The 20,080-nt window shown below is 73.4% G+C and carries 18 protein-coding genes; 7 read left to right on the top strand and 11 right to left on the bottom strand.

The features are described 5' to 3' along the window. Positions 1-13: 13 nt before the first annotated feature. Both uraH and uraD read right to left on the bottom strand, forming a co-directional pair. Positions 14-379 (bottom strand): hydroxyisourate hydrolase, encoded by a 366-nt coding sequence (gene uraH / locus ACZLMO_RS03190; RefSeq protein WP_425714644.1) that lies wholly within the window; start codon positions 377-379, stop codon positions 14-16. Continuing rightward, a complete protein-coding gene (gene uraD, locus ACZLMO_RS03195; RefSeq protein ID WP_425714645.1) occupies positions 376-873 on the bottom strand; it encodes a 2-oxo-4-hydroxy-4-carboxy-5-ureidoimidazoline decarboxylase in 498 nt (165 codons plus the stop codon). The genes uraH and uraD overlap by 4 nt, the downstream gene beginning before the upstream one ends. Before the next feature lie 222 nt (positions 874-1,095). Between uraD and ACZLMO_RS03200 the strand changes: the two genes are divergently transcribed. After that, positions 1,096-1,959, top strand: coding sequence for a bifunctional allantoicase/(S)-ureidoglycine aminohydrolase (locus tag ACZLMO_RS03200; protein WP_425714646.1), 864 nt, complete (start codon positions 1,096-1,098; stop codon positions 1,957-1,959). A gap of 66 nt (positions 1,960-2,025) precedes the next feature. Here ACZLMO_RS03200 and allB read toward each other — a convergent pair whose 3' ends face one another. Next, entirely contained in the window at positions 2,026-3,552 is a 1,527-nt protein-coding gene (gene allB / locus ACZLMO_RS03205; RefSeq protein ID WP_425714647.1) for an allantoinase AllB, read from the bottom strand. Positions 3,553-3,824: 272 nt separating this feature from the next. On the opposite strand from allB, the gene ACZLMO_RS03210 reads away from it, so the two are divergent. Continuing rightward, positions 3,825-4,466, top strand: coding sequence for a hypothetical protein (locus ACZLMO_RS03210; protein WP_425714648.1), 642 nt, complete (start codon positions 3,825-3,827; stop codon positions 4,464-4,466). 29 nt (positions 4,467-4,495) lie between these two features. Here the strand turns inward: ACZLMO_RS03210 and ACZLMO_RS03215 are convergent, their stop codons facing one another. Together ACZLMO_RS03215 and ACZLMO_RS03220 are read right to left on the bottom strand one after the other, a co-directional pair. Continuing rightward, the gene (locus ACZLMO_RS03215) at positions 4,496-4,894 is read right to left on the bottom strand and encodes a type II toxin-antitoxin system VapC family toxin (RefSeq protein WP_425714649.1); all 399 of its coding nucleotides are present in this window, start codon (positions 4,892-4,894) and stop codon (positions 4,496-4,498) included. Continuing rightward, the gene (locus tag ACZLMO_RS03220) at positions 4,885-5,109 is read right to left on the bottom strand and encodes a type II toxin-antitoxin system Phd/YefM family antitoxin (protein WP_425714650.1); all 225 of its coding nucleotides are present in this window, start codon (positions 5,107-5,109) and stop codon (positions 4,885-4,887) included. The genes ACZLMO_RS03215 and ACZLMO_RS03220 overlap by 10 nt, the downstream gene beginning before the upstream one ends. A 118-nt stretch (positions 5,110-5,227) precedes the next feature. On the opposite strand from ACZLMO_RS03220, the gene ACZLMO_RS03225 reads away from it, so the two are divergent. Further along, complete coding sequence (locus ACZLMO_RS03225; protein ID WP_463652811.1) at positions 5,228-6,445, top strand: hypothetical protein; 1,218 nt, start codon at positions 5,228-5,230, stop codon at positions 6,443-6,445. Between the two features lie 9 nt (positions 6,446-6,454). Here the strand turns inward: ACZLMO_RS03225 and ACZLMO_RS03230 are convergent, their stop codons facing one another. Beyond that, positions 6,455-7,615, bottom strand: coding sequence for a glycosyltransferase (locus ACZLMO_RS03230; RefSeq protein WP_463652812.1), 1,161 nt, complete (start codon positions 7,613-7,615; stop codon positions 6,455-6,457). Positions 7,616-7,664: 49 nt separating this feature from the next. Here ACZLMO_RS03230 and ACZLMO_RS03235 point away from each other — a divergent pair, with 49 nt between their 5' ends. Continuing rightward, on the top strand, positions 7,665-8,849 hold the full coding sequence (locus tag ACZLMO_RS03235) for a glycosyltransferase (protein ID WP_425714653.1): 1,185 nt from the start codon (positions 7,665-7,667) through the stop codon (positions 8,847-8,849). On the opposite strand, the gene ACZLMO_RS03240 is transcribed toward ACZLMO_RS03235, so the two are convergent. Genes ACZLMO_RS03240 through ACZLMO_RS03250 form a run of 3 tightly spaced genes read right to left on the bottom strand, consistent with a single transcriptional unit; the run spans position 8,846 to position 12,899 of the window. Next, a complete protein-coding gene (locus tag ACZLMO_RS03240) occupies positions 8,846-9,970 on the bottom strand; it encodes a glycosyltransferase family protein (protein ID WP_425714654.1) in 1,125 nt (374 codons plus the stop codon). The two genes, ACZLMO_RS03235 and ACZLMO_RS03240, sit on opposite strands and share 4 nt — an antisense overlap. Next, complete coding sequence (locus ACZLMO_RS03245) at positions 9,967-11,091, bottom strand: glycosyltransferase family protein (protein ID WP_425714655.1); 1,125 nt, start codon at positions 11,089-11,091, stop codon at positions 9,967-9,969. Before ACZLMO_RS03245 ends, ACZLMO_RS03240 begins: the two co-directional genes overlap by 4 nt. A 32-nt stretch (positions 11,092-11,123) precedes the next feature. Then, a complete protein-coding gene (locus ACZLMO_RS03250) occupies positions 11,124-12,899 on the bottom strand; it encodes an ABC transporter ATP-binding protein (RefSeq protein ID WP_463652813.1) in 1,776 nt (591 codons plus the stop codon). A gap of 157 nt (positions 12,900-13,056) precedes the next feature. On the opposite strand from ACZLMO_RS03250, the gene ACZLMO_RS03255 reads away from it, so the two are divergent. The 3 genes from ACZLMO_RS03255 to ACZLMO_RS03265 all read left to right on the top strand — a co-directional run bounded on the left by ACZLMO_RS03255 (position 13,057) and on the right by ACZLMO_RS03265 (position 17,573). Continuing rightward, positions 13,057-15,096, top strand: coding sequence for a glycosyltransferase (locus tag ACZLMO_RS03255; RefSeq protein ID WP_463652814.1), 2,040 nt, complete (start codon positions 13,057-13,059; stop codon positions 15,094-15,096). Further along, positions 15,093-16,379: an acyltransferase family protein gene (locus tag ACZLMO_RS03260; protein ID WP_463652815.1), complete on the top strand. Its 1,287-nt coding sequence runs from the start codon at positions 15,093-15,095 to the stop codon at positions 16,377-16,379. Before ACZLMO_RS03255 ends, ACZLMO_RS03260 begins: the two co-directional genes overlap by 4 nt. 138 nt (positions 16,380-16,517) lie before the next feature. Then, on the top strand, positions 16,518-17,573 hold the full coding sequence (locus ACZLMO_RS03265; RefSeq protein WP_463652816.1) for a hypothetical protein: 1,056 nt from the start codon (positions 16,518-16,520) through the stop codon (positions 17,571-17,573). A gap of 53 nt (positions 17,574-17,626) precedes the next feature. Here the strand turns inward: ACZLMO_RS03265 and ACZLMO_RS03270 are convergent, their stop codons facing one another. After that, positions 17,627-18,790, bottom strand: coding sequence for a glycosyltransferase family 4 protein (locus ACZLMO_RS03270; protein ID WP_463652817.1), 1,164 nt, complete (start codon positions 18,788-18,790; stop codon positions 17,627-17,629). 267 nt (positions 18,791-19,057) lie between these two features. Further along, positions 19,058-20,077, bottom strand: a complete 1,020-nt coding sequence (locus ACZLMO_RS03275; protein WP_463652818.1) for a Gfo/Idh/MocA family protein — start codon at positions 20,075-20,077, stop codon at positions 19,058-19,060. Positions 20,078-20,080: the final 3 nt, after the last annotated feature.

The raw sequence follows: 20,080 nt of genomic DNA on the forward strand, positions 1-20,080 counted from the left end.
GACAGCCGGTTGCTCAGCTCCCGCGATAGGTCGAGTAGGCGAACGGGCTGAGCAGGCACGGCACGTGATAGTGGTCGCGCCCCTCATCGACGAAGAAGTCGATCGTCACCGACGGGTAGAAGGTCTCGACGCCCTGGGCGCGGAAGTACTCGCCGGTGGCGAAGGTGATCCGGTAGGTGCCGGGGTCGATCACCTCGGGGCCGAGGTCGCGGATGCGGCCGTCGGAGTTCGTGGTGCCGGCGGCGACCTCGGTCGCGGTCTCGGCCCCGGCGGCACCCGAGGCGCCGTCGCCCTCGATGCGCGAGAGACGGACGGCGATGCCGGCGGCGGGGATGCCGGTGACGGCGTCGAGGACGTGGGTGGTGACGTGCGAGGTCATGCGAGCTCTCCCTTGAGACGAAGGACGGCGATCTCCCGCAGCTGCTCGGCGCAGACGCGGCGTTCGGTGGCGGGGTCGTTGGTCAGGCGCTGCTCGAGGGCGGCGAGGATCTCCTCGGCGTCCCGGCCGGCGGCGCGGATGAGGAAGACGTGGCCGAACCGCTCCTCGTAGGCGAGGTTGCCGGCGCGCAGGCGCTCGGCCACCGAGGCGTCGGAGCCGTCGACGCCCGCCTGCTCGCGGGCCGAGTGCGCGGCGTCCGGGTCGTCGCCCGTGGCGCGCTCCCCGATGCGCGGGTGGCGGGCGAGGGCGCCGTCCACCTCCTCGTCGGTCCACGGGTCGGCGGCGGTCTCCGCGGCGCGGACGACGTCCTCGACGCCGGCGTAGGGGCGGCCGGCGACGATCTCGTCGGCCCAGCGCGGCACCCGCACGGCGGCGAGCAGGATCTCGCGCGCGGCGTCCGCGTCCTCGTTGAATCGCGTGAGTGCGGTGGTCATGCGGCACCTTCTGATAGTTTCGGATCGCGGAACAGAACTTCCAGATGACGAACGTAGAAGGCGCGCTCGCCGCCTGTCAACATCCTCCCCGACGGGGCGATCGGGCGCAGGGCGATCGGGCGCGAGGTGCACGTGCCGAGGCCACGCTGCCACGCACCCGCACTGCCGCGCACCCGACCATGGAAGCATCGAGACCGAGCCCGACGACGGAAGGACCCGACGATGACCGACCAGACCCGCAGGCCCGCCCCCACCTACTGGGCGACGCACGGCGGCCACCCGCCGCAGACCGACCTGCTCACCGACCGCGCGATGTTCCGCGAGGCGTACGCGGTCATCCCGCGCGGCACGCAGATGGACATCGTCACCTCGAACCTGCCGCACTGGCGCGGCACCCGGCTGTGGGTGCTCGCGCGGCCGCTCACCGGTTTCGCGGAGACGTTCTCCCAGTACCTCGTCGAGGTCTCCCCCGGCGGCGGCTCGGACCGCCCCGAGGACGACCCGGGCGCCGAGGCCGTCCTCTTCGTCATGGAGGGCGAGCTGGAGCTGACGCTGGGCGAGGACGCGACTCCGCACCACCTCACGGCCGGCTCCTACGTCTTCCTCGCCCCCGGCGAGACCTGGACCCTGGCCAACGACGGCGACGAGCCGGCCCGCTTCATGTGGATCCGCAAGGCCTACCAGCGGGTCGACGGGATCGAGCCGCCCGCCTCGTTCGTGACGAACGAGCGCGACGTCGACCCCACCCCGATGCCGGACACCGAGGGCCGCTGGGCCACCACGCGGTTCGTCGACCCGACCGACGTCCGCCACGACATGCACGTGACGATCGTGACGTTCCAGCCGGGCGGGATCATTCCGTTCGCGGAGACCCACGTGATGGAGCACGGGCTCTACGTCCTCGAGGGTCAGGCCGTCTACCGGCTCAACGAGGACTGGGTCGAGGTCCAGGCCGGCGACTTCATGTGGCTGCGCGCCTTCTGCCCGCAGGCCTGCTACGCCGGCGGCCCCGCCCCGTTCCGCTACCTGCTCTACAAGGACGTCAACCGGCACGCGCCGCTCTTCCTGGGCGGGATGCACCGGTAGGTCGCCGGCGTCCGGGAGGCGCCGGGCGGTCGCCGGCGACCACCTGTCGCCGGCGCGACCTCGAGGTCAGGCGTCGCCCCGCCGGAGCAGTCGACCGTGCGGGGTGTCGCCGACCTCGTCGCCGCGCAGGAAGGTGCGGCGGACGACGCCGGTGAGCTCGCGGCCGTCGTAGGCGGAGATCGGGTTGCGGTGGCGCAGCTCCTTGGCGACCACGGTGAAGGAGTCGTCCGGCGCGAGGACGGCCAGGTCGGCGTCGTACCCGACGCCGATGCGCCCCTTCCGGGCCAGGCCCACCCGCGCGGCGGGCCGGGCCGACATCCACTCGACGACCCGCTCGAGCGGGATCCCGCGGCGGCGCGCCTCGGTCCACACGATCGGCAGCTCGAGCTGCACGGAGGAGATCCCGCCCCACGCGACGGCGAAGTCGCCGTGCTCGAGGTCCTTGAGCTCGACCGTCGAGGGCGAGTGGTCGCTCGCGACGTAGTCGATCGTCCCGTCGAGGAGGCCCTCCCACAGCAGGTCGCGGTTGGCATCCTCCCGGATCGGCGGGCAGCACTTGAACGCGGTGGCGCCGTCGGCGATGTCCTCCGCGTTGAGCGCGAGGTAGTGGGGGCAGGTCTCGGCGGAGATGTCGACCCCGTCCGCCTTGGCGCTGCGCAGCATCGGCAGGGCGTCCGAGGAGGACAGGTGGAGGACGTGGCTGCGTGCGCCGGCCCAGCGGGTGCGCTCGATGAGCTGCGCGATCGCGAGGTTCTCGGCCCCGCGAGGCCGCGAGTCGAGGAACTTCTTGTACGTGGCGCCCTCGGCCTGGGGCGCGCGGCCGATCGAGCGGTCGTCCTCGGCGTGGACGATCATCATCCCGCCGAACGAGGCGAGCTCGCCCAGGTAGTCCTCGAGCTCGTCGGCCTCGAGGTGGGGGAACTCGTCCACCCCGGAGCCGGACAGGAAGCACTTGAAGCCGAACACGCCGTCCTCGTGCAGCTCGCGCAGGTCGGCCCGGTTGCCGGGGACCGCGCCGCCCCAGAGCCCGACGTCGACGAACGCCTGCGGCTCCGCGACCAACCGCTTGTACTCCAGCGCCGGCCGGTTGACGGTCGAGGGGATCGAGTTGAGCGGCATGTCGACGATCGTCGTCACGCCGCCGGCCGCGGCCGCGCGGGTCGCGCTGGCGAAGCCCTCCCACTCGGTGCGGCCGGGCTCGTTGACGTGCACGTGGGCGTCGACGAGGCCGCTGATCAGCACCTCGTCCTCGGCGAGCTCGACCACGCGGTCGCCGGTCAGGCCGGCTCCGAGGGGCTCGACGGCGACGATCGACCCGTCGCGCACGCCGATCTCCCGCGGGGCGAACCCGTCCTCGCCGAGGACCCGGCCGCCGCGCAGCACGAGGTCGAACGCGCCGTCCTCGCGGGTACGCACAGCGTCACCGGCAGGCGCAGCGTCACCGGCACCCGCGGGCACGGGCCGTTCGTCGTCGTCGGGCAGGCCGTGCTCCGTGCGGAAGGCGCGGATCTGCTCCCGGATGCGCGCGGGGTCGTTGACGTCGGCCACGACGGCGCCGGGGCCGTGGGTCGGGACGTCGCTCTGCTCGCTCATCGGATCTCCTTCGATCGGTGGGGGCAGCCGCCCTCCGGCCGTTCCGCGACCCGTTGCCGCGTCGCCGCCACTCCCTCGCCACGATTCCACTTGGCGAGAGACAGATTCTGCACACCGGAAGCCTACGGCGGTGGTCGAGTAACGGTCAACGACTCACGACACCTCGCGCGACTACCCTCGGCCTGCTGCCTGAGACACGGTCGCACAGTCGACGCACCGCCACGCAGCCTTACCGTCACACAGCCACACCGCCACGCAGCCCGAGGAGAACCATGACGAACGACGCCGGCACGGCGAGCCACGGCGGCCAGGGCAGCGGCGGCCAGCTTGCGCGGTTCGTCGTCGACCCGGCCGAGCACCGGTCGAAGGTGCGCAAGCAGTGGCTGGCGCTGCTCGGCTTCTCGGTGCTCGCCGTCATCTGCATCGGCGGGCTGCTGTCCGGCGAGGTCACGCGACGGCTGTTCATGATCGTCCTGCTGGGGATCGTCGGCGTGCTCGGCGCCGGCGGCGCGATCTGGCGGCTGATCAGGCTCCGCGCCGAGCGGCGCACGGGCGACGACGCGATCGACCTCGTCGTCACCGAGAACGAGCTCGTCGGGCCGGGCGGGCTCGCGATCCCCTGGTACGAGGTGGCGGGCGTCGAGATGTCGGCGTCGACCCCGGTGACCGCGCAGGGGACGCGGGACGCCGAGCGGTCCGCCGCGCTCGTGCGGATCCTGCTCACCGACCCACGATCCACCCTCGAGCGCACCACCACTCCCCTGCAGGCCGCCGCCGTCCGCACGAGCGAGGGGGCGCCGCACGTGCGGGTCGAGCTGGGCGAGCGGTCGGCCGCCGACGTCGCGCTCCTGCGCGCGGTCCTCGACGCCGAGCTGGCCCCGCGCGGCCAGCGGGTGACCGAGGTCAGGGGCTGAGCAGAATCAGCTGCTGAGCGCTGGGGGCACTACCAGGTCAGCGTCCGCAGCCCAGGGAAACCGGTGACGGCGCGGTCCACGGACACCAGCACGAGATTCTCCGTCATCGCCTGAGCGACGAGGAGGCGGTCGAACGGGTCGCGATGGGCCCAGTCGAGACGGCCCGCAAGGAGCGCGGCATCGGTCTCGAGCGGGAGCTCGGTCGCCCCGATCTCGGCGACACGCGGTGACCAGCCGGCGAGGAGACCCTCCGCCTCCGTGAGTCGCCCGAGCCGATGCTTCGTCGACACCTCCATGGCCGACACCGCCGAGACGACGAGCCCCGATCCTCGATCGGCCAGCGCGTCGCGCACGTGTTCAGGCACACGGTGCGGTGCCGCGAGGAGCCACAGCAGGACGTGCGTGTCGAGGAGATGGTTCACTCCCACGCGGCCAGCTCACTCTCCGGGAGCGGCTCGTCGACGTCGTCCGGTACGTCGAAGGACATCGTGCCGAAGGTGCGAGGCGGCGCCCCGTCGACGGCGACCAACCGGGCCACGGGCACGCCGGCCCGGGCGATGACGACGTCCTCACCCCTGCTCGCTCGCACCAGGAGCTCGGAGAGTCGAGTCTTCGCCTCCTGCACGTTCGCCATCTCGGTCATGACGTCACGATATTACTGGTCTGGTCAACCTGACCAGACCACGGGAGCCGCGGCCGGACATGACGGGCAGAACGGCCCGCCGCGAGCCGGATGACGACGTCGGACGATCCCTAGGGTCGTGGGTATGCAGCCCCTCGTGCCGACGTCCAGGCCCCTGTCCCCCGCCGAGCTCGTCGACTGGATCGACCACCGCGACCAGATCCGCACCGAGCAGCTCGGCCAGGAGTACGCCCTGGCGTCGACGACGGGCACGCTCCTCGTCACCGGCGCCGCTCCCGAGCGCGGTCCCCTCGTGGTCCGGGCCGACCGGAGCGGCGTCAGCGTCGGCGACCACCGGTGGGCGGCCGCGGACATCCGGGCGGCACTCGTCCACGCGCCGGGCCTGCTGAGCGCGGACGAGGAGCGGGCCGCGCGTGAGGAGCTGGTCGCACGGACCCCGTACGCGAGCCACCCGATGGTCGCGAAGGCGATGCTCGCCCGGACCGACGCCACCCGGGAGGTCGGCGCCCGCATCCTGCTCGACGTCGCTCCCGGCCCCGTCGTCATCGAGCTCGAGGGCGTCCTCGCCTTCCAGGTGGCGCGCCTCCACGGCGCGTTGTGGCTGGCCCGCGGTGCGGACGCGGACGCGGACATCGCGTGGGGGCCGTCGGACGTCGACGCCGACCCGTGGCCCGAGCCGCTGCAGGAGTTCCTCGCCGCGGGCGGGGACCTCGCCGCGGTCGACCCTCCCGCACGTCCCCGGACGGAGGCGCCATTCCGTCTGCCGGTTGTCGGCGAGCCCGACGCGCTGCGCCCCGAGGAGTCGGCGGGCTACGCGCGCTACCGCCTCGGCCTCCTCGGGACTCCGCCCACCACCGATCTCCTGCGCGTGACGGAGACGATCGAGGAGGCACCGCCCAAGGGCCGTCGCGGACTACGCGGACTGTTCGGATCCTCCAGCCGGCAGGTCGAGAAGGAGCGGACCTTGCGCGCCGGTCCGGACGGGGTCGAGATCGACGGCGAGCACCACGGGTGGGACGCGGTCTCCCGGCTCAGGGTCCGCATCGGCGAGCTCCGGCTCGCCGACACATGGACGGACGTCCTCCGCGAGCTACGCCATCTGCTGCCCGACGCGAGCGACGAGTACCTCTCCGAGGTGCTCCTCCTGTCCGGTGGGTCGCTCCACCTGGTCGACGCCGAGATCGAGCTCGACGCCGGGGGCGGGCCCCGGACGCTGACGCTGACCGGTGAGCGGGTGTTCCAGCTCGCGTCCTGGCTGCCGGTGGTGCGCGGGGCCGCGCGGGACCACGGGGTCGACGCCGACTGGGAGCTGCCCGCCTGGTACGTGCGGGACTAGGGGTTCGTCCTACGCCCGCCCGGCGCGGGCCGCCAGCGCCCCGACCGCCTCGCCCCACGCGGTGATCTGCTGCTCGGCGGACAGCTCCCGCGCCGCGGCGTCTGAGCCTGCCTTCCACCGCGCCACCTCGGCCGGGTCGAGCCGGTCGAGGAGCGCGACGAGGTCGGTCTCGTCGTAGCCGGCCGTCACGGCGCCGAGCCCGTGCTCACGGACGAGGCCCGCCATCTCGGGGTTGGGGCCGACGACGATCCCGAGGCGCGCCTGGACGAAGTCGAAGAACTTGTTCGGCAGCGTCCACTCGAGGTTGAAGGTCACGGGCGGCACGAGGAAGAGGCCGACGTCGTAGCCGGCGAGGGTCTCGACGAGCTCGTCGGCGGGCACGGCGTCGTGCAGCGTGACCTTCTCGGAGGCGTCGGCGAGCGCCGCGATCTCCGCGAGGTAGGTGGGGTCGGACGGCATGAGGTAGAGGTCGAGCGTGGCCCCCGACGTCGAGGCCTCGACCGCCCGCACCATCACGTCGAGCGCGCGCACACGCGTCGCTCCCCCGGAATGGACGAGGCGCACGGGCTCGCCGACCGGCGTCGGGCTCGCGTCCCGGAACGGGGCGGCGTTGACGACCACCCCCGCCTGCACCCCGTACTCACGCTCGTACTCGCGCGCCAGCCCCGCACCCACCGTCGTCACGGAGTCGCACAGCGGCAGGAAGGTCCGGACGAGCCACCGGTAGTAGGGCGCGACGAAGAGCCGCCACCGCGGCGAGGCCTCGTGCTGGCGCGGCGCGTACTCGTGGAGGTCGGCGTGCACGCCGCCGCGCGGGTGCAGCCCGAGGGCCAAGGGCACGGTGTCGGCGTCGTTGGCGACGACGACGTCGAACTGCCCCACCGGCAGCATCTCCCGCAGGTACGCGTTGACGGCGTTGTCCCGGTAGACCGCGGCGAACCGGCGCTGCATGAGCAGGAGCCGGTCCTTGTGCCAGGCGACGAGCTCGTCGGGGATCTGCACGTGCTCGACCACGCCGTCGGGAGCCGGCCCGTAGCCGACCGTGGTGACGTCGTGGTCGCGCGCGAGGAGCCGGATCTGGCGCAGCAGCCGGGCGTCCGAGGTGAGGATCGAGTACGAGATGACGAGCACCGAGGGGCGGGAGGTCGGTGCGTCGGCGGCGTGCGTCATGGCGCCCATGCTCCCACCCGCGGCCCCCGTCGCCCGGCACACTGTCCGTATGAGCCCCAGCCTGCGCGACGTCATGGCCGCCGGCGTGCGGCGCCTGCCCGACGAGCGGCGGGAAGCCGTCGAACGGCGGCTGTTCGCCCGCGAGCTTCGTGCGGCCGGCGAGCTCGTGCCCTACCTGCCGGACGACCGCACCGCGGGACTGCTCGTCGGCCCGACGAACACGGCGGGCCAGGGCTACCTGTGGGCGCGGGCCGTCGAGGAGCACCTGGGCGGCGTGGCCGCGCGCTCGGTCACCCTCGAGCGTCCCGGCGGCGTCGACCGCTTCTCCTACCCGACCGATGTCGCCCTGCCGCTCGCCCTGCGCCCGGGCCGGGCGGCGTGGCGCGACGGGGTGCTCGCGCGGTTCAGCCACGCCCTGTTCGAGACGGGCTACTCCCCGACGACGATGACCACGGCGGTGGCGGACCGTGACGAGATCGAGCGGTACCGGGCGGCGGGCGTGACACCGGGCGTCGTGTTCCACGGCTCCGAGATCCGCGACCCCGACCGGCACGCCGAGCTCTACCCGACGAGCCCCTACCGGGACGCCGTGCGAGTCGACGACGCCGCGCGCGAGCGGATCCGGGCCGCCCAGCGGCTCCTCGAGGTCGAGGGCCTGCCGGCGTTCGTCACGACCCCCGACCAGCTCGACCTCGCGCCGGGGGCCACGCTGCTGCCGATCGTCGTCGACGTCGAGGGGTTCGCAGCGCCCCACACGGTGCCGGCGCTCGGGCACGAGCGGCCGATCGTCCTGCACGCGCCGTCGAACCCGGCGCTCAAGGGGACGGCCGTCATCGAGCCGGTGCTCGAGGCGCTCGACGCCGAGGGGCGGATCACCTACCGGCGGCTCGAGGACGTCCCGCACGAGCGGATGACGGAGTTCGTCGCCGGCGCAGACGTCGTCGTCGACCAGATCCTGCTCGGCGCCGTCGGTGTGCTGGCGGCGGAGGCCATGGCAGCGGGGCGTCTCGTCGTCGGGCACGTGCACGAGCGGGTACGCGCGCGGCTCGACGGCGACCTGCCCGTCGTCGACGCGACCCCGGAGACGTTCGCGCACGTGATGGACGAGATCCTCACCGACCGCGACCGGTTCGCCGAGATTGCGGTTCGTGGGCCGGACTGGGCGCGCACGCACCACGACGGGCGGGCCTCGGCGGCGGCTCTGGCGCCGTTCCTCGGGGTCGCGGAGATCTAGCTCGTCAGCAGCTTCTCGATCGCGTCGCCCCACTTCTCGACCTCGGCCTCGGCGGCGAGCTCGCGGGCTGCGGCGTGGCTCGCGGACTTCCATCCGGCCACCGTCTCCTTGTCCAGCGTGGCGAGCGTGGCCTCGATGTCGTCGACCTCGAAGCCGCCGGTGACCGCGCCCAGCCCGTTCTCCCGCACGACCGACGCCATCTCCGGGCTCGGGCCCGTGACGATGCCCAGGCGCGCCTGGACGTAGTCGAAGATCTTGTTCGGCAGCGTCCACTCGAGGTTGAACGTCACGGGCGGCACCACGAAGATGCCGACGTCATTGCGGTGCAGGACGCCGACGAGCTCCTCGTACGGCACGGGCTCGTGCACGCGGACGTTCTCGGTGGCCGCGGCCTGCGCCTGCAGGTCGGCGAAGTAGTCCTTGTAGACCGGTACCACGTAGAGGTCGAGCTCGACGCTCCCGGGCAGGCGCCCCGCCGCCTCGATCGTGCGTTCGAGGTACCGCCGGGGCATGGCAGCGCCGGAGTGGACGATCCTGATGCGCTCGCCGACCTCACCGGGCTCGAGCTCGTGGAACGGGGTCGCGTTGGCGACGACGCCGACCGGGACATCGACGATCGTCCCGTACTCGCGGGCGAGGCCTCCGGACACGGTCGTCACCGAGCGGGCGCGCGTCAGGTACCGGCGGCACAGCCAGAGGTAGTACGGGCCGATCCTGCGCCGCCAGGCCTCGTCCTCCTCGTGCCACCGGGGGAAGTACTCGTGCATGTCCGCGTGGATGCCGAACCGCGGCTTGAGCGACACCGCGACAGGCAGGGCGTCGGCGTCGTTGGCCAGGACGGCGTCGAAGGTGCGGCCCTTGAGCTGCCGGCGAGCGCCGCGCATGGCGGGCTGCTGCCAGTAGGCCAGCCGGTAGATGCGGGTCGTGATGATCCGCCCGTCGAGCTTGCGCGGGAGCGAGCCGTCGAGCTCGATGTGCTCGACCACGCCGTCGGGCGTGGGCCCGTACCCACAGGTCGTCACGTCGTACCGGTCCGCGAAGTACCGCACCTGCTTGATCACCCGCGGGTCGGTGGCGATCTTCGAGAAGGACAGGATGAGCAGCGAGCGGCGGTCGGTCATGCGCCGACCATATGGGCGATCGGCCGTCCCCAGCCTTCCAGTGCCCGCTCCGCGGCGAGCTCGGTCGCGGCCGTGTGCGCGGCCGACTTCCACCGTTCGACCCGCTCGGCCTCGAGGGCACGGAGCGTGGCGGCGACGTCGTCGACCTCGAAGGTGTCCGTGACGTCCCCGAGCTCATGCTCCCGCACGACCTGCGCCATCTCGGGCGACGGCCCGACGACGATCCCGAGCCGCGCCTGGACGTAGTCGAAGATCTTGTTCGGCAGCGCGTGCTCGTGGTTGAAGCCGGTGGCAGGCAGGACGTAGAGACCGACGTCGTAGCCGTTGAGCGTGTCGATGAGGCTCTCGTAGGGCACCGGGTCGAGCACGCGGACGTTCGACGTCGTCGCCGCGAGGGCCTGGAGCTCGTCGAAGCATGCCGGGTCGTGCTTGACGAGGTAGAGGTCGAGCGTGACGGCGTCGGCGGCCTTGCCCGCAGCCTCGATCATCCGGTCGAGGTGCCGGCGCCGGATCGAGGCGCCCGAGTGGACGACCCGGATCGGGGTGGCCACGGGCGTCGGTGAGAGGTCGTGGAACGGGGTCGCGTTGGTGACGACGCCGACGTCGGCACCGGTCAGTTCCGTGTACGCGCGGGCGATGCCGCCGGACACGGTCGTCACCGCGGCCGCGCGCGGCAGGTACCGCCGGCAGAGGTAGCGGTAGTAGGGACCGATGCGCTTCCGCCACAGCGGGTCGTCCTCGCGCCACCGCGGGAAGAACTCGTGCATGTCCGCGTGCACGCCACCCCGGGGTTTCAGCCCGAGCGCGACCGGCACGGCCTCGATGTCGTTCGCGAGCACCGCGTCGAACTCGCGACCGGACAGCAGCGAGCGCGCGGTCCGCATCCCGTTCTGCCGCCAGAGCGCGGCCCGGTAGGCGCGCAGCGTGATGAGCCGCCCGTCGAGCTTGTTCGTCCGGCCGGCCGGGAGCTCGACGTGGTCGGCGACGCCCTCGGGCGCCGGGCCGTACCCGCAGGTCGTCACCTCGTAGCGGTCGGTGAGGTACCGGACCTGCTTGAGGACGCGGGGATCGGTGGCGATCGAGGAGAACGAGAGGATGAGCAGCCGGGCCGCCTGAGTCATGGGCGGGATTCTTCCATCCGGCGGCCGCTGCCCTACGCCAGCCCGGCGAGGTTGGCCTGGTGCGCGAACTCGGGGTGCGCAGCGACGACCTCCTCGAACGTGCCGCGCGCGGCGATCGTGCCGCCGCTCATGAAGCACACCTCGTCGGCGTGGCGGATCGTCGAGAGGCGGTGGGCGACGGTGACGACGGTGACCTCGCCGTGCAGCTCGCGCAGCGCGTGCGTGACGGCCTCCTCGGTCGCCGTGTCGAGCGCCGAGGTGGCCTCGTCCATGACGAGGACGAGCGGGTCGGTGTAGAGGGCCCGGGCGATGCCGAGCCGCTGCCGCTGACCGCCCGAGAAGGCGAGGCCGCGCTCGCCGACGAGGGTGTCGAGCCCGCCGCGCTCGTCGACGGCGTCGAGCAGCTGGGCGCGCCGCAGGCAGTCGCGCACCCGGTCCTCGTCGATCGTCGAGCCCCAGGCGAGCGCGACGTTCTGCGCGATCGACCCGTTGAACAGCGAGACGTCCTGGGGGACGTAGCCCACGCGGGAGCGCCAGTCGGCCAGGACGTCGTCGAGGTCCTGGTCCCCGATCCGCATGATGCCGTCCTGCGGGACGAGCAGCCCGAGGAGGATGTCGACGAGCGTGGACTTCCCGGCGCCCGACGAGCCGGCGAGCGCCACGTGGGTGCCCATGCGGACGGTGAGGTCGATGTCGTGGACGGCGGGCGTCTGCGAGGTGGGGTAGGTGAAGCCGACTCCCTCGAGCACGAGCTCCGTCGGCTCCCCGACGATCGGCTCGCGGCCCACGGTCTCGGCGTCGCGGATGAACTTCTCGGAGGCACGGATGTCGTAGATGACCCGCTTCGCGTGCGGGAGCGTGGTCGAGGTCTGCGTGAGGATCGCCTGCATGCGCGTGATCGCGGGGATCATCCGGAACCCCGCGACGCCGAACATCGCCACCGCGGCGAACGCCTCGGTCGCCCCGCCCTGCCAGTAGCCCACGCCTCCGACGAGCACGAACCCGCCGATGAGCGCCACCTCGAGCACGTACTTCGGCGCCTGTCCGAGGAACTGGCTGTTGGAGCGCGCGCGGACGGCGTGCTTGCGGTTGTCCCACACGACGTCGGCGACCTCGGAGGTCTTGTCCCGCAGGACGATCTCCTTGAGCGTGGCCACCATCTCGGTCATCAGGCGGGCGGTCTTGAGCGAGTAGTCCCGGTTGACGCGGCCGGCCACGAGGGCCTTCGGGTTGACCACGAGGTAGAGGAGCGCGGCGAGCGCCCCGAGGTAGACGACCGTGATCGCAGCGATCATCGGCTCGGCGACGACGAGGACGAGCAGCACCGCGAGCGTCGTGGCGATCTCGGTCGGCAGGCTCGCGACCGGCAGCAGCAGGCCGGAGGTGGTGTTGGCGATCCCGACGTCGGCCATGCGGACGAGCTCGGCGGAGTTGCGCGAGAGTCGGTCGGTCCACGGCGAGTGGAGGTAGGCGCGGAAGAGCCGGTCCCCGATCTCCATCTCGTACTCGGCGAACTTCCGGGTGGCCACCCAGCGCATGGCGAGCGAGGCGATCGACTTCGTGCAGATGAGCGCGCACACCGCGAGGAGGACCCAGATGTACTGGTCGGTGCTGATCTCGCCGATGAGCGGGAGGCTGACGGGCTGGCCGGACACCATCGGGGCCATGACCAGCGCGAGGATGCCGAGGGCCACGACGTCGAGGAGCGCGAGCAGCGCCGTCACCGTCGAGTACACGAGGAGGTAGCGGCGGGCGCCGTCGGGGAGCATCGGCAGCAGCGTCCGCGTCGTCCTCAGAAGGTCCTTCACCCGTGCTCCTGCTGCTCGTCGTCCGGGCGCCGGGGCGTCCGTGGGGCGCGCCGACCGGCGCGTGCCGTTCATCGTGCCACGCGGCCCCACACCCGGGACGGCCGCACGCCGGTGGGGTCGCACACCCGTTTCCGGGCGCTCTCCCTATCCTTGCCGGGTGCGTCCACACCTCCTCTACGTCGCCTGGGGCTTCCCGCCGTGCCGGGGTTCCGGCGTCTACCGGGCCCTCGCGACCGCCAACGCCTTCGCCGAGGCCGGGTGGGACGTCACCGTCCTCACCGCGCCGCGGGAGCTGTTCACCGAGCTGTTCGGGGCCGACCTCTCGCTCGAGCGGCGCGTGCACCCGGCGATCGAGGTGCTGCGGGTCAAGCAGGAGCTCGCGCACATCGAGACCGACCTCGCCGGGTACTCGCGGGCGCGCGTGGCCTCCGAGCCGGGCTGGTTCTCGGCGTTCATGCGGTCGAGCGAGCTGAGCTTCCCCGAGCGCGTCTACGGCGGGTGGGCCGCGAACCTGCGCGCCGCCGCCGAGCAGGTCCACGAGCGCCACCCGGTCGACCTCGTGCTCGGCACGTCGAACCCGCACGTCGACTTCGTCCCCGGGCAGCACCTCGCCCGGCGCGCCGACGTGCCCTACGTCCTCGACTACCGCGACGGCTGGGCCCTCGACGTGACGACGGGCCGGCGCGTGTCCGGCGAGCGCTCGCGCGCGTGGCGCACCGAGCGGGAGCTCCTGCTCGGCGCCGAGGAGGCGTGGTTCGTCAACGCCCCGATCCGCGACTGGTACGACGAGACCCTGCCGGAGGTCGCCGACCGCACGCACGTCGTGGCCAACGGGTACGACGGCGACCTCGGCGAGGCGATCGACTCCCTGCGCCCGACCTCCGCCCCCGACGACGACGCCCCCCTCACCTTCGGCTACCTCGGCACCCTGTACGGGTCGGTGCCGGTGCGCGAGCTCCTCGAGGGCTGGCGGGCGGCGCGGGCGCGGAGCGCGGACCTCGCGCGGGCGCGGCTCGTGCTGCGCGGCCACGTGGGCCACCAGGGCGCGCCCGAGGAGCGGACCCTCGCCATGCTCGCCGAGTTCGCCGGCGACGGCGTGGAGCACGGCGGTCCCGTCCCGCGCGCCGAGGTGGCGTCGGTGTACGCGGGCTTCGACGTCCTCGCGCTCCCGCTCATCCCCGGCCGGTACGTCACGAGCGGCAAGGTCTTCGAGTACGCCGCGACCGGCCTGCCGGTGGTGTCGGTGCACGGGCCGGAGTCGGCGGCGTCCTCCGTGCTCGACGGGCATCCCGCGTGGGTGCTGACGGAGTCGATGTCCGCCGACGACGTCGCGGACGCGCTCGTGGCGGGCGCTGCGCTCGCGCGCTCGGCGACCGCGGGCTCCGTGGCCGAGACCCGCGAGTGGGCCCGGCGGTACGCGCGCGAGGAGCAGCTGGCCCCTCGGGTGGCCGAGCTCGGTGAGTTCGTCGCGCGGCGGGCGGCAGAGCTCGGCCTTCCGGTGCCGGAGGTGCGGGCGCACGAGCTGGGCGCCGACGCCGTGGGCGAGGCGAAGGCTGCGGCGCCGACCGCCGGCAACGCATCGACCGTCGCGGGATCGCCGGCCACCGGTTCGGCGTCGACCACCGGAGACTCGTCCGGCCCGCCGGCTGCGCCCCGCGCGTCGCAGCCTGCGCGGCGATTCGTCCTCGTCGTCGGGTCCGAGGATCCGGCGGACGAGGTGCTCGCGCGGTCCGCGGGGGCCGGGGACCTGGCCGAGCGGCTGGGGAGCCCGGGCACGCCCGCGCACGTCACGCTCGTGTGCCGCACGGCGCCGGTCGCACCGGTGGCGGGTGTCGACGTCGTGCACGTGATCGCCGAGGACCACGGGCCGCTCGCGAGGATCGCGGGCTCCGGGAGGTACCGGTCGTTCGACGCGGCCGCGAGGCGCTCGGTGCCCGGGCGGCTGCTCGCCACCCTCAGCCCGGTCGACGACACCCGCACCGTGTGGCGGGCCGCCCGGGCCGACGCGACCGCGGAGTCGCTGGCCGGGCAGGCAGACGTGGCCGTGGCCGTCGACCTGCCCGCCGTGCGCACGGCGTGGGAGTGGCTGCGGCGCGGCGTCGTCGGCCGTGCGGTGCACGGCGTGGCCGCGGCCGAGCGGCTGGCGAGGCGCGAGGAGTCCGCGGCAGGCGCAGGGTCGTCGGGGTCGCTCGGGTGAGCGGGGCCCGCGGGGAGGGCGGGGAGCACGCGGCGAGCGGGGAGAACCAGCCCTCGGGAACGGTGCCGGACGGCGCCCCGGCCCCCGAGGAGAGCGTGACGCCGGACGAGCGCCCGTCCTCCGGTCCCGAGCGTGTCGCAACCCGCGGCCGGTGGACCGCGTCCGGCACCCCCGGCACGCTGCCCCGCCTCGACTCGCTCACCGCGCTGCGCTGGTGGGCGGCGCTGGCGGTATTCGCGCACCACATGACGAACTTCGCGCCGCTGCCGATCTCGGGGCCGCTGCGGCTCGGGGCGCAGGGCGTCGCGTTCTTCTTCGTCCTGTCGGGCTTCGTCCTCACGTGGTCGGCCCGGCCCGGCACCCCGGTCTCGACGTTCTACTGGCGGCGGTTCGCCCGGATCTGGCCGGCACACATGGTGGCGCTGCTGCTGGCGGTGGCGGTGTTCGTCGGGCCGCCGGCGGACGTCGAGGAGAGCTGGGTCCGGCCGCTGTCCCTCGTCCTCCTGCTGTCGGTGGTGCTGCTGCACGGGTGGTCGAGCAACAACGAGGTGGTGTTCTCGGGCAACCCGGCGTCCTGGACGCTGTCGCTCGAGGCGTTCTTCTACGCGACGCACCCGTGGCTCGACCGCGTGCTCGGCCGCACCGGGCGGAGGGCCGCGCTCGCGGTGCTGTTCGCGATCCCGCTCGCGGCGGCGGTGCTCTACCTCGCGCGGTCCGAGATCGACGCCCTCGCCCACCTGCCGCGGCCGGTGCTCCGGCTGTGGGAGTTCTGTCTCGGCATGGCGCTCGCGCACGCCGTCCGGCTGGGGTGGCGGCCGCGGCTGCCCGTGCCCGTGGCGCTCGGGCTGCTGCTCGCCGTGTGCGCCGGGGTGTTCCTCGGGCCGCTGCGCGCGCCGGACGCGTGGGAGGCAATGCGGCTCGGGCCGCTGACGCCGGTGGCCATCCCCGCGGTGTGCGGGGTGGTCATCCTCGCCTACGCGGTGCGGGAGCTGCGCGGCCGCGCGGACGGGTCGGGGCGCGGGGCGCCGGCCGGCTGGCTCGTGCGACTCGGCGAGTGGAGCTTCGCGTTCTACCTCCTGCACGCCACGCTCATCTACGCCTGCCGCACGTGGTTCGGCCTCCAGCCCATGGGGTGGTCGAACCTCCTGATCTACGCGGCCGTCCTCGTGCCGTCGATCGTGGCGGCGTGGGCGCTGCACGCGTTCGTCGAGCGGCCGATCGAGAGGCGGATGCGGCGGTGGAAGGACCGGCGGGACAAGGAGCGGTTGGAGCAGAAGCGGTAGATGCGGGCGCGGTTGGAGCTGGAGAGCACATCTCATCACGGTTCCCTCTCGACGCGACCTCGACCGCTGTGCGCCCCGTACGAGTTCCGTACAGTGATCCATGACACCGATCTCCGGCCCGACAGGACGGCACGCGCGATGAGGCGACCCGGACAGCGACTCGCGGCGGCCCTGCTCGCGATCGGCGCCGCCACCGCGGTGCTGACGAGCTCGGCGGCCGCCGTCCCCGACCGGCCCGACGGGATCTCGGACGCCGCCTGGGAGGATCTCCAGGCCCAGATCGCCCGCGGCGAGATCGAGCCCGGCGAGCTCGAGGACCGCATCGCGATGCAGGAGCGCGCCGCGCCGATCGTCACGGACATCGCCACCCGCCACGCGGACACGTTCGCCGTCTCCGAGCTCCGGGACGACGCCACCGCCCACCTGTACTTCACCGGCGACGTCCCCGCCGACGTCGTCGACGAGCTTGCGGCCGAGCCCGGGATCGTCGCCCACGGCGGCGCGGCGTACGACGCCGAGACCGCCGAGTCCGTCGGTGTCGCCGTCCACATGGCGCTGGTCGAGCACCTCGGGGCGAGCTCGAGCATCTCCACGGTGGCGGACCCGGTCTCAGGCGAGATCAACGTCGAGGTGGCGTCCCAGGCGGAGGCCGACGCGATCGAGGAGCACCTGGCCTCCGGCGCGCTCGACCTCGACGGGTCCAGTCCCACTCCTCTCGACGTCGACGAGGCCGCGGTCATCGACTCGATCGTCGTCCAGGTCAGCGCGGCCGGCGATGGTGACGACCTCGTCCTCCAGCCAGGCGCCGTGGACCACGTCCCCGGCTGGGACGGCGCCGGCGAGTTCTCGATCGCGACACTGCCGGAGACCGTGACACTGTCGTCCACGGGGACCGACGACATGTTCTACGGCCGGCTCGAGATCGAGGACGGCTGCCTCGTCGTCGTCAGCACAGTCGGCCAGGGCATCACGCGCCTGGCGGCGCTCCCCGAGGGCGCGGCACCCGTCACCGACGACGACGGGAACCTCGCCGTCCTGTTTCCCGACGGCGCGATTGCCGAGCTGGGCACCGAGTACTCGGTGGACAAGGGCCAGATCGGAACGATCCCGGCCCTGTACGGCGACACGACCCCGACTTGTACAGGGGGCCAGACCGAGGCGATGTTCATCAACGGCGTCGAGCTGCCCGACTGACCCGCGCACCGAGGCAGCAACCGCCAGAGCCACAGGACGCAACAGCAGTTGCGTCAGCCGATCGCGCCGAGCACGACGTCGGCCGCCGTGCGCCCCGCCGCCGACGACGACGCGTTCTCGGCCACCCAGCCCGCGAGGCGTGCGGCGTCGACGGGACCGCGCTCGCCGGTCAGGGCGGCGACCATCGCGTGTGCGACGTCGTCGGCGTCGTGCTCGACCGCCCAGCCCAGCCGGCTCTCGGCGATGTCCGCGCGCGCCGGCCCCGGGCCCGCGTAGATGACGGGGACGCCGGACGCCCACGCCGCGTAGGCCTTGGTGGGGTACGCGAGGTCGTAGCCGATGCCCGGGCGGATCGAGACGAGCGCCGCCCGTGCGCCCCGCTGCCAGCGCGCCGCCTCCGCCTGACCGACCAGGCCGCGCAGCTCGACCGCCCCGCTCGGCAGGCGCGCGGCGAGGCGCTCGAGCTCGGGCCACGCGCTGCCCTGGCCGAGGACGACGACGCGCGCGTCCGGCACCTGCTCGAGCACCCGCGGGAGCGCGCGCAGGAAGACGTCCGCGCCCTGCCACTCCGAGGCGGTGCCGGCGTAGAGGAGGTAGGGGCGGGGATCGTCGTCGTCGGGCATGTGCCCGGTCGGCGTGAACGTCTCGGTGTCCGCTCCCCCGCGCACGACGACGACGCCCCGCGCGCCCAGCTCCTCCGCCCGGGCGGCGACGTCGTCGGACACCGCGATCGTCGCCGCCGCTCCGGCCAGGACCGCCGACTCGGCGCGACGCAGCACCTCGACGACGGCGCCGGGCGCCCCGGTGGAGGTCGCGGCGTCGGACCAGATGTCGGGGACGTAGGCGACGTACGGGCGACGCCGGATCGCGGCAACGGCGCGGACGACGAGGCCGGTGGTGGGCGGCGGCTCGACGACGTACACGTCCGGGGCGGGGTCGCGGAGAAGGCGGGCGGACAGCGGGACGTCGAACGAGAGGTAGGGGACGTAGCCGCGCAGGTAGCCGTCGGCGTCGCGCAGGACGGGGGCTCGGGAGACGCGGGTGCCCGGGTGGTCGTCGATCGTGGCGTCGGTGGGCGGGCGCGCGGTGAGGACGCGGGTGGCGGCTCCGGCCTCGCGCAGGCCGCGGGCGAGGGCGGCGAGGCGGAACGACGCGGCCGCGGGCTCCGGGGACCAGATGCGGGAGGCGATGGTCACGCGCGGGCGTCGGGAGGTCACGAGGCCATTGTGACGGAGGTGCGACGAACAGTCGGTCGAGGTGCCGAAGAGTCGGTCGGGTGTGACGAACAGTCGGTCGAGGTGCCGAGTGGACCCCCGCCGTCAGTACTCTCGGCGCACAACCCGACTCCTCGGCGGGAGACCGTCTTTTCGGCGAGAAGTTGTGTGGTCGCCGACCAGGTTGCCGGTCGGCACGCACGGGCGAACGGCACGAGGGGCCGACCGGTGACGGTCGGCCCCTCGTGGTGCTGCGTCAGCGATCAGCGGCTACAGCTGGACGGCCACACCGTCGCCGGCGGCGGACAGGATCGCCTCGACCACCTCGAGCGTGTGCACACCCTCGGCCATCGACACGACCTCGTCGCCGGTCCCGCGCACGGCGTCGCGGAACCGCTCCTGCTCCACCCGCAGCGGCTCGCGCTTGGGGATCGCGTAGGTCGTGATGTCGCCCTCGGACACGCCGCGGAAGGCGGCCACGGCGTCCCACTCGGTGGGGATCGTGCCGTTGGCGTAGAAGGTGAGGTCGATGTTGAGGGTGTCGGCCACGAGGGCCCCGCGCTCACCGGTCACGACGGTCCGGCGCTCCTTGAAGGGCGAGAGCCAGTTGACGGTGTGCCCCACCATCGTCCCGTCGGCGAGCTGTCCGGTGGCCAGCACCATGTCCTCGAACTCGCGACCCGAGCGGTGCGTGGTCCGCGCCCAGATCGAGCTGTACGGCGAGCCGGCGACGAACGCGGCGAGGTCGACGTCGTGGGTCGCGAGGTCCTTGACCACGCCGACGTCGGAGATCCGCGCCGGGAACGGGCCCTGCCGGAAGGTCTGGATCTGGTAGATCTCGCCGAGGAACCCCTCGGCCAGCTTGTCCCGCAGCGCGACGATCGCCGGGTTGCACCGCTCGACGTACCCGACGGCGCCGGTGAGCCCGGCCTCCTCGAAGGCGCCTGCGACGCGGCGACCTGCGGCGACGTCGTGCGCGATGGGCTTCTCGACCATCGTGTGGATGCCGGCCTCGGCGAGCTTGAGGGCGACCTCCTCGTGGTAGATCGTCGGCACGGCGACCATGGCCGCCTCGATGCCGGCGTCGATGAGCGACTCGACGTCGCTGCCCACCGTCAGCGACCCGGCGACGCCGAAGCGGTCGCCCCCCGGGTCGGCCACGGCCACGAGGTCCATGCCGTCGGTCTCGCGGATGACGCGCGCGTGGTGGCGCCCCATCGAGCCCAGCCCGATGAGCCCCACGCGCAGCGGGGCATCGGTCGCAGTCGTTCCAGCCACGTTGTCTCCCATCGC

This window comes from Georgenia sp. G2120, from assembly GCF_055326485.1.

Bases quoted from the DNA above. Each gene is read 5' to 3' on its own strand.
- uraH (WP_425714644.1), bottom strand. From the start codon at position 379: ATGACCTCGCACGTCACCACCCACGTCCTCGACGCCGTCACCGGCATC.
- uraD (WP_425714645.1), bottom strand. From the start codon at position 873: ATGACCACCGCACTCACGCGATTCAACGAGGACGCGGACGCCGCGCGC.
- ACZLMO_RS03200 (WP_425714646.1), top strand. From the start codon at position 1,096: ATGACCGACCAGACCCGCAGGCCCGCCCCCACCTACTGGGCGACGCAC.
- allB (WP_425714647.1), bottom strand. From the start codon at position 3,552: ATGAGCGAGCAGAGCGACGTCCCGACCCACGGCCCCGGCGCCGTCGTG.
- ACZLMO_RS03210 (WP_425714648.1), top strand. From the start codon at position 3,825: ATGACGAACGACGCCGGCACGGCGAGCCACGGCGGCCAGGGCAGCGGC.
- ACZLMO_RS03220 (WP_425714650.1), bottom strand. From the start codon at position 5,109: ATGACCGAGATGGCGAACGTGCAGGAGGCGAAGACTCGACTCTCCGAG.
- ACZLMO_RS03230 (WP_463652812.1), bottom strand. From the start codon at position 7,615: ATGACGCACGCCGCCGACGCACCGACCTCCCGCCCCTCGGTGCTCGTC.
- ACZLMO_RS03235 (WP_425714653.1), top strand. From the start codon at position 7,665: ATGAGCCCCAGCCTGCGCGACGTCATGGCCGCCGGCGTGCGGCGCCTG.
- ACZLMO_RS03240 (WP_425714654.1), bottom strand. From the start codon at position 9,970: ATGACCGACCGCCGCTCGCTGCTCATCCTGTCCTTCTCGAAGATCGCC.
- ACZLMO_RS03245 (WP_425714655.1), bottom strand. From the start codon at position 11,091: ATGACTCAGGCGGCCCGGCTGCTCATCCTCTCGTTCTCCTCGATCGCC.
- ACZLMO_RS03265 (WP_463652816.1), top strand. From the start codon at position 16,518: ATGAGGCGACCCGGACAGCGACTCGCGGCGGCCCTGCTCGCGATCGGC.
- ACZLMO_RS03275 (WP_463652818.1), bottom strand. From the start codon at position 20,077: ATGGGAGACAACGTGGCTGGAACGACTGCGACCGATGCCCCGCTGCGC.